Below are 6,344 nucleotides of genomic sequence, written 5' to 3'. Positions count from 1 at the left end.
CGCCGGGGACGTCCGGGGCCCGGCCCGGGGCGCCTGGGACGGGGCCGGCGCCGGGGACGTCCTGCCGGCCGGACCCGGAGGCCGGACCGGCGGGCCGCCCGCCGTCGGGCCCAGGACCCGCGGGACCCCTGCGGCTGTGTCGTCCCACTGCCCGGATCAGCTCCCGTCGTTGTCGGCGATGAAGTCCCTCGCCGCGCCCGCCACCTCGCGGGGGTACTCCATCATGGCCACGTGGCCCGCGTCGGGCAGCGTCAGCAGGCGGGAGTCGCGGAAGGCCGCGGACGCCCTGCGTGCCATGCGCAGGGAGACGAGCTGGTCACGGCCGCCGTACACGAGCAGCGTCGGCGCGAGGACCCGCTCGGCCTGCCGCCACAGTCCGTGCTGGCCGCCCAGGGTGTACGCGTTGACGATACCGCGCGCGGAGCGAGTCATCGCGTCCCAGAAATAAGGGAGTTGGAGCCTGCGCTCGGTCTCGGCGACCGCGGCGGCCAGCTCCTCCTCGCCGACCGAGCCCGGGTCCCCGTAACAGAGCGCGAGCACGCCGCGGGTGCGCTCCTCCGCCGTCCAGTCCTTGCTGAGGCGGGCGAACAGGGCCGTCATCCCGGGCAGGGCCATCAGGCCGGTGGGCACCGCGCTGCGCTGCACACGGATCTCGGGCAGGGCCGGCGACACCAGCGTCAGGGTGCGGACCAGGTCGGGGCGGACCGCGGCGACCCGGGTGGCGACGGCGCCGCCGAGGGAGTTCGCGAACAGGTGGACGGGGCCCCGCTCGCCCGCGTCGAGGAGCCGGATCACGGCCCGCGCGTGGCCGGTGACCGAGTAGTCGCCGTCGTCGGGCGGCGGCGAGTCGCCGAAGCCGGGCAGGTCGACGGCCTCGCCGTCGACGACGTCGGCGAGCAGCGGCATCAGCGCCGACCAGTTCTGGGAGGAGCCGCCGAGGCCGTGGACGTACAGCGCGGGCGGCAGGCCGGTTCGGGCGGCGGGGCGGGCCCTGACCGACAGGCTCAGCCCCGGCAGCGCGACCTGCCTCAGCTCCTCCCCCTCCGCCACCCGGACGGGGGCGGCCCGCGGAGCCGCGGCGGCAGCGACGGTTTCCGGCAGCTCGGTCGAAGACATGCCGCAATGTTACGAGAGAGTCACACCCGGGTTCGTGTGGCGGCGGTCACAGGCCGCGTGGCGTCCAGGTGGCGTGACTTCTAGGCTCGGATGCGGGGCAGCGGGGAAGGGAGAGGCACACCGACAGGACGCGCGGCGCGGCCCGTGCGGCGGCCCAGGGCCGCGTGCGGACGCCCGCCGCGCCGGACTCCCGACCGGAAGGGCAGACATGACGCTCCCCACCGACCCCGCGGACCCGACGGACCCGACGGACCCGACGGACCCGACGGACCAGCGGTACGCGGAAGGCACCGCAGACAGCCCGGACCCCGAAGAGCCCGAGGGCTGGGAAGGACCGGCCCGCGGCGGAGGCGGCGACGAGCTGCCCGCCGAGGCGCCGGAGGCCGACGCCGCCGAGCAGCGCACCGACCTCAGGCCCCGCGAGGACACGCCGCCGGAAAGCGGCTCGGCCGGCGAGGCGGACGAGGCCGACCGCGCGGAACAGGCCAGGTCGGCGGGCGACGAGGACGACGACTACCGCTGAGCGCCGCCGCCGGCCCCGGCACCCGGCGGCGGCCGATCGCCCCGACCCGTCCGGGGATTTTCTGCCGCCTCACCGCGCACACAGGGGTTACCCGAAAGTACGATGGCCAGTCGGGGCCGGAGCGTCCGGCTGCCCGCGCACCACGCGGGCGGGCGCCGAGGGCGCAGCGACGATTGGGAGGCGGCGTGACAGCCATGGAGCAGACGGAGGCGGCACGCCCGCGGGGAACGCGGCTCCCGCGTCACGCCCGGCGCAACCAGCTGCTCGGGGCGGCTCAGGAAGTCTTCGTGGCCCAGGGGTACCACGCGGCGGCGATGGACGACATCGCCGAGCGTGCCGGGGTCAGCAAGCCGGTGCTCTACCAGCACTTCCCGGGCAAGCTCGAGCTCTACCTGGCGCTGCTCGACCAGCACTGCGAGTCGCTGCTGCAGGCCGTGCGCACGGCGCTCGCGTCGACGACGGACAACAAGAAGCGCGTCGAGGCGACGATGGACGCGTACTTCGCGTACGTCGAGGACGAGGGCGGCGCGTTCCGGCTGGTCTTCGAGTCGGACCTCACGAACGAGTCCGAGGTGCGCGAACGGGTTGACCGGGTGGCGATGCAGTGTGCCGAGGCGATCTCGGACGTGATCGCCGAGGACACCGGACTGTCCCGGGACGAGTCGATGCTGCTGGCCACGGGGCTCGGCGGCGTCTCGCAGGTCGTCGCGCGCTACTGGCTCTCCAGCGCCTCCCCGGTCCCGCGCGAGCAGGCGGTGTCGCTGCTGACGTCGCTGGCGTGGCGGGGCATCGCCGGCTTCCCCCTCCAGGGCGAGCAGCACTGAGGCAGGGCGGGACGGCGGATCCCCTCCCGCCCCGTGTTCGCTGCGGGCGTTGCCCGCGGCGCCTTCCGGTCCCGCCGCGCGGGCTAGTGTGTGCTGCGTACAGCGCGGTTGGCCGCGCAACGCACCGACCGTTCGGAGGGACATAGCCGTGGAGGTCAAGATCGGCGTGCAGCACGCGCCCCGGGAGATCGTTCTGGAGAGCGCGCTCTCCGTCGAGGACGTCGAGCGGGCGGTGGCGGACGCGCTGACCGGCAAGGCGCAGCTGCTCAGCCTCACGGACGAGAAGGGCCGCAGGGTCCTCGTGCCGGCGGACCGGCTGGCGTACGTGGACATCGGCGAGCCGTCGGCCCGGCGGGTCGGCTTCGGCCCGCTCTAGGGCGCGTCGGACGAGGCATGGGCCTCGTCCGGGAAGTCCCCCCGGAGGACGGGGGGCTTCGCTGACGCTCCACAGTGCGGAGCCTTCCCGGGGAGTTCCCCGGGGCGTGCCGGGCCCGGTCCGGCACGCGGTGTCATCCCGCGCACGCTTCCTGTGCGCGCGACGGCCCGGCGGGGAGTTCCCCGCCGGGCCGTCGCCGTTCGTTTCACCCCTTCGCGGGGTGCCCCCTCACGGAAGGGTTGTGGTGCGGGCACGCCGGGTAATGACCGGCTGGACGCGCCGGCCACTCGCCCGGGGCGCCGCCCGGAAGCCGCGAGGTGATCACCGTGATCCTGGAGATTCTCGGTTCTGCCCTGCTCGGCCTCGGCCTGTCGACGGCCGCGGCCCAGTTGCTGTCGCGCCGCCTGCCGGCCCGACGGCTCGTCGCCCTGATGGGTGGTCTCGGCGCGCTGTTCGGCGCCTATGTGACACACGAGGCCCTCGGCCCCGGACACGTGCTGGTGACGCTGCTCGGCGCGGTCGGCGTCTCCGCCGTCATGATCTCGCTGCTGCTGCGGCCCTCCGCCGCCGGGCCGGCGCCGTCGCCGGTGCGGCGCGCGGTGCCGTAGCGGACCGGCCCCACACAGCACCGCTGGGCCCGGCACACCCCACAGCACCACTGGGCCCGGCACACCGCTCAGCACCGCCGAGGCAGCCACACCGCACGTGCCGCGCCGGGCCGCGCGTCCCGCCCGCTCCACCGGATCCGGGGCGGCGCGGGCCCCCGCTCTCAGGCGGCGAGGCCCAGGGCGGCCATGCGCTTGGTGTGCGCCTCGGTGATGCGGGAGAACATCCGGCCCACCTCGGCGAGGTCGAAGCCGTCGGCCACGCCGCCGACCAGCATCGTCGACAGCGCGTCGCGGTCGGCCACCACCCGCTGGGCCTGCGAGAGCGCCTCGCCCATCAGGCGCCGCGCCCACAGCGCGAGCCGCCCGCCGACACGCGGGTCGGCCTCGATCGCCGCGCGCACCTTCTCCACGGCGAAGTTGCCGTGGCCGGTGTCGTCGAGCACGGCCAGGACCAGGGCCCGGGTGTCGGTGTCGAGGCGGGCGGCGACCTCGCGGTAGAAGTCGCTGGCGATGGAGTCGCCGACGTACGCCTTGACGAGGCCCTCCAGCCAGTCCGACGGGGCGGTCTGCCGGTGGAAGTCGTCGAGGGCCTTCGCGAAGGGCTCCATCGCCTCGGTGGGCGTCACGTCGATGTCGGCGAGCCGGCCCTTGAGCTGCTCGAAGTGGTGGAACTCCGCGGACGCCATGCGGGCCAGCGCGGCCTTGTCGGCGAGGGTCGGTGCGAGTTTCGCGTCCTCGGCGAGCCTCTCGAAGGCAGCGAGTTCGCCGTAGGCGAGGGCGCCGAGGAGGTCCACCACAGCCGCGTGGTACTGCGGCTGCGAGGACGCCGTGGCCCAGTCCTGCCCGGCGATCCCGGTGTTCTCGGTGTCTGCGTCTGCCACGGCAAACCTCTCGATTCGTGTGCTCGTCGTAACCCGCGTATCCGCACAATAGTCCGCGCGGGGAGGGTCGCAGGCCGCCTCCGGCGCCGCCGCCGGGGCGCCCGGTGAACTTCGGCCGACACATGTGCGCGGATCCGGGGTACAGTGGTAATGCGCCTGCCGAGTATTCGGTGGGCCGTCACAGTGTTCGACCGTTTGAACATCTGCACCGCTTGAACAGTTTGAACAGCTTTGCTCCACGGGCTGACGAGGACGACGGGCGCCGTCACGGCGCGCAACGTTCCAGGACGCTCTTGGACAGGCCCCTGAGGATGCCCGGTCGGTGGCCCGATCGGCTCCGACCCGACCGCCCTCTGCGCGCGGTCCGTGCGCACAGCTGCACACGAACCCGCACACGAGGGGCCCCCTGCGGCACGAGCGCTTGAGCGATGGCAGGGGTCCCGCGCACTTCCGGTCAAGCCACGGCCGGCCGAGCCCCACGGGCGCGGACCTGCTGCGCGGTAGGACCCCCAGCGTTCGCCTCGCACCGCACCTCACGGAAGAGGCAGCACCCTGACTACGACGTTCCGCGATCTCGGGATCCTTCCCGAGACGGCCGAGGCCCTCGAAGCCGTCGGCATCACGAGTCCCTTTCCCATCCAGGAGATGACGCTCCCGGTCGCCCTCTCGGGCACCGACGTCATCGGCCAGGCCAAGACCGGCACCGGCAAGACCCTCGGCTTCGGCCTGCCGCTGCTCGAGCGGGTGACCGTCCCCGCCGACGTGGAGGCCGGCCGCGCCACGCCCGAGCAGCTGACGGGCGCGCCGCAGGCGCTGGTCGTGGTCCCCACCCGCGAGCTGTGCACGCAGGTGACGAACGACCTGCTGACCGCGGGCAAGGTCCGCAACGTGCGCGTCCTCGCCATCTACGGCGGCCGCGCCTACGAGCCGCAGGTCGAGGCCCTCAAGAAGGGCGTCGACGTGGTCGTCGGCACGCCCGGCCGCCTGCTCGACCTGGCGGGCCAGCGCAAGCTGGACCTGTCCCACGTGCGCGCGCTGGTCCTCGACGAGGCCGACGAGATGCTCGACCTGGGCTTCCTGCCCGACGTCGAGAAGATCATCCAGCTGCTCCCGCCGCGCCGCCAGACGATGCTGTTCTCGGCCACCATGCCGGGCGCCGTCATCGGGCTCGCCCGCCGCTACATGTCGCAGCCGACGCACATCAGCGCCACGTCGCCCGACGACGCCGGCGCGACGGTCGCCGCGACCACGCAGCGCGTCTACCGGGCGCACTCCATGGACAAGCCGGAGATGGTCGCCCGCATCCTGCAGTCCGAGGGACGCGGGCTCGCGATGATCTTCTGTCGCACCAAGCGCACCGCGGCCGACATCGCCGACCAGCTGATGCAGCGCGGCTTCGCGGCCGGCGCCGTGCACGGCGACCTGGGCCAGGGCGCGCGCGAGCAGGCGCTGCGCGCGTTCCGCAACGGCAAGGTCGACGTGCTGGTGTGCACCGACGTCGCGGCCCGCGGCATCGACGTCGAGGGCGTGACGCACGTCATCAACTACCAGTCCCCCGAGGACGAGAAGACCTACCTGCACCGCATCGGCCGTACGGGCCGCGCGGGCGCGACGGGCACGGCCGTCACCCTCGTCGACTGGGACGACATCCCCCGGTGGCAGCTCATCGACAAGGCGCTGAACCTGGGCTTCCCGAACCCGCCGGAGACGTACTCCACCTCGCCGCACCTGTTCGAAGAGCTGTCGATCCCGCAGGGCACGAAGGGCATCCTGCCGCGCGCCGAGCGCACGCGGGCCGGGCTCGCGGCCGAGCAGGTCGAGGACCTGGGCGAGACCGGTGGCCGCGGCCGCCGGGGCTCCACCGCCACCGCTTCCGCTCCGGCCGAGGAGCGTCCGGCCCGTACGCGTACGCCCCGGCAGCGCCGGCGCACGCGGGGCGGCCTCGCGACCGACGGTTCCGCCGCCGTCGAGGCCGCCGACACGGCGGAGGGCGTGACGGACGCGGACACCGCGGAC

Annotated in this window: 6 protein-coding genes and 1 pseudogene; 5 read left to right on the top strand and 2 right to left on the bottom strand. The window is 74.2% G+C overall.

Annotation, left to right across the window (positions count from 1 at the left end; translation table 11 throughout):
• Positions 1-156: 156 nt before the first annotated feature.
• Positions 157-1,116, bottom strand: a complete 960-nt coding sequence (locus L1885_RS21225; protein WP_235798757.1) for an alpha/beta fold hydrolase — start codon at positions 1,114-1,116, stop codon at positions 157-159.
• A gap of 208 nt (positions 1,117-1,324) precedes the next feature.
• Here L1885_RS21225 and L1885_RS21220 point away from each other — a divergent pair, with 208 nt between their 5' ends.
• From L1885_RS21220 to L1885_RS21205, 4 genes are all read left to right on the top strand, one after another.
• Positions 1,325-1,639, top strand: coding sequence for a hypothetical protein (locus tag L1885_RS21220; protein WP_235798756.1), 315 nt, complete (start codon positions 1,325-1,327; stop codon positions 1,637-1,639).
• Between the two features lie 185 nt (positions 1,640-1,824).
• A complete protein-coding gene (locus L1885_RS21215) occupies positions 1,825-2,463 on the top strand; it encodes a TetR/AcrR family transcriptional regulator (RefSeq protein ID WP_235798755.1) in 639 nt (212 codons plus the stop codon).
• Between the two features lie 148 nt (positions 2,464-2,611).
• The gene (locus L1885_RS21210; RefSeq protein WP_235798754.1) at positions 2,612-2,839 is read left to right on the top strand and encodes a DUF3107 domain-containing protein; all 228 of its coding nucleotides are present in this window, start codon (positions 2,612-2,614) and stop codon (positions 2,837-2,839) included.
• 326 nt (positions 2,840-3,165) lie between these two features.
• Positions 3,166-3,447, top strand: coding sequence for a hypothetical protein (locus L1885_RS21205; RefSeq protein WP_235798753.1), 282 nt, complete (start codon positions 3,166-3,168; stop codon positions 3,445-3,447).
• Positions 3,448-3,608: 161 nt separating this feature from the next.
• On the opposite strand, the gene L1885_RS21200 is transcribed toward L1885_RS21205, so the two are convergent.
• Positions 3,609-4,328, bottom strand: coding sequence for a ferritin-like fold-containing protein (locus L1885_RS21200; RefSeq protein ID WP_235798752.1), 720 nt, complete (start codon positions 4,326-4,328; stop codon positions 3,609-3,611).
• Positions 4,329-4,837: 509 nt separating this feature from the next.
• Here L1885_RS21200 and L1885_RS21195 point away from each other — a divergent pair.
• Positions 4,838-6,344, top strand: a pseudogene (locus tag L1885_RS21195) (DEAD/DEAH box helicase); the annotation flags it as partial.

This window comes from Streptomyces fuscigenes (assembly GCF_021556455.1).
GTDB classification, from domain to species: Bacteria; Actinomycetota; Actinomycetes; order Streptomycetales; family Streptomycetaceae; genus Streptomyces; species Streptomyces fuscigenes.
This window is presented reverse-complemented; position numbering and strand designations above follow the sequence as displayed.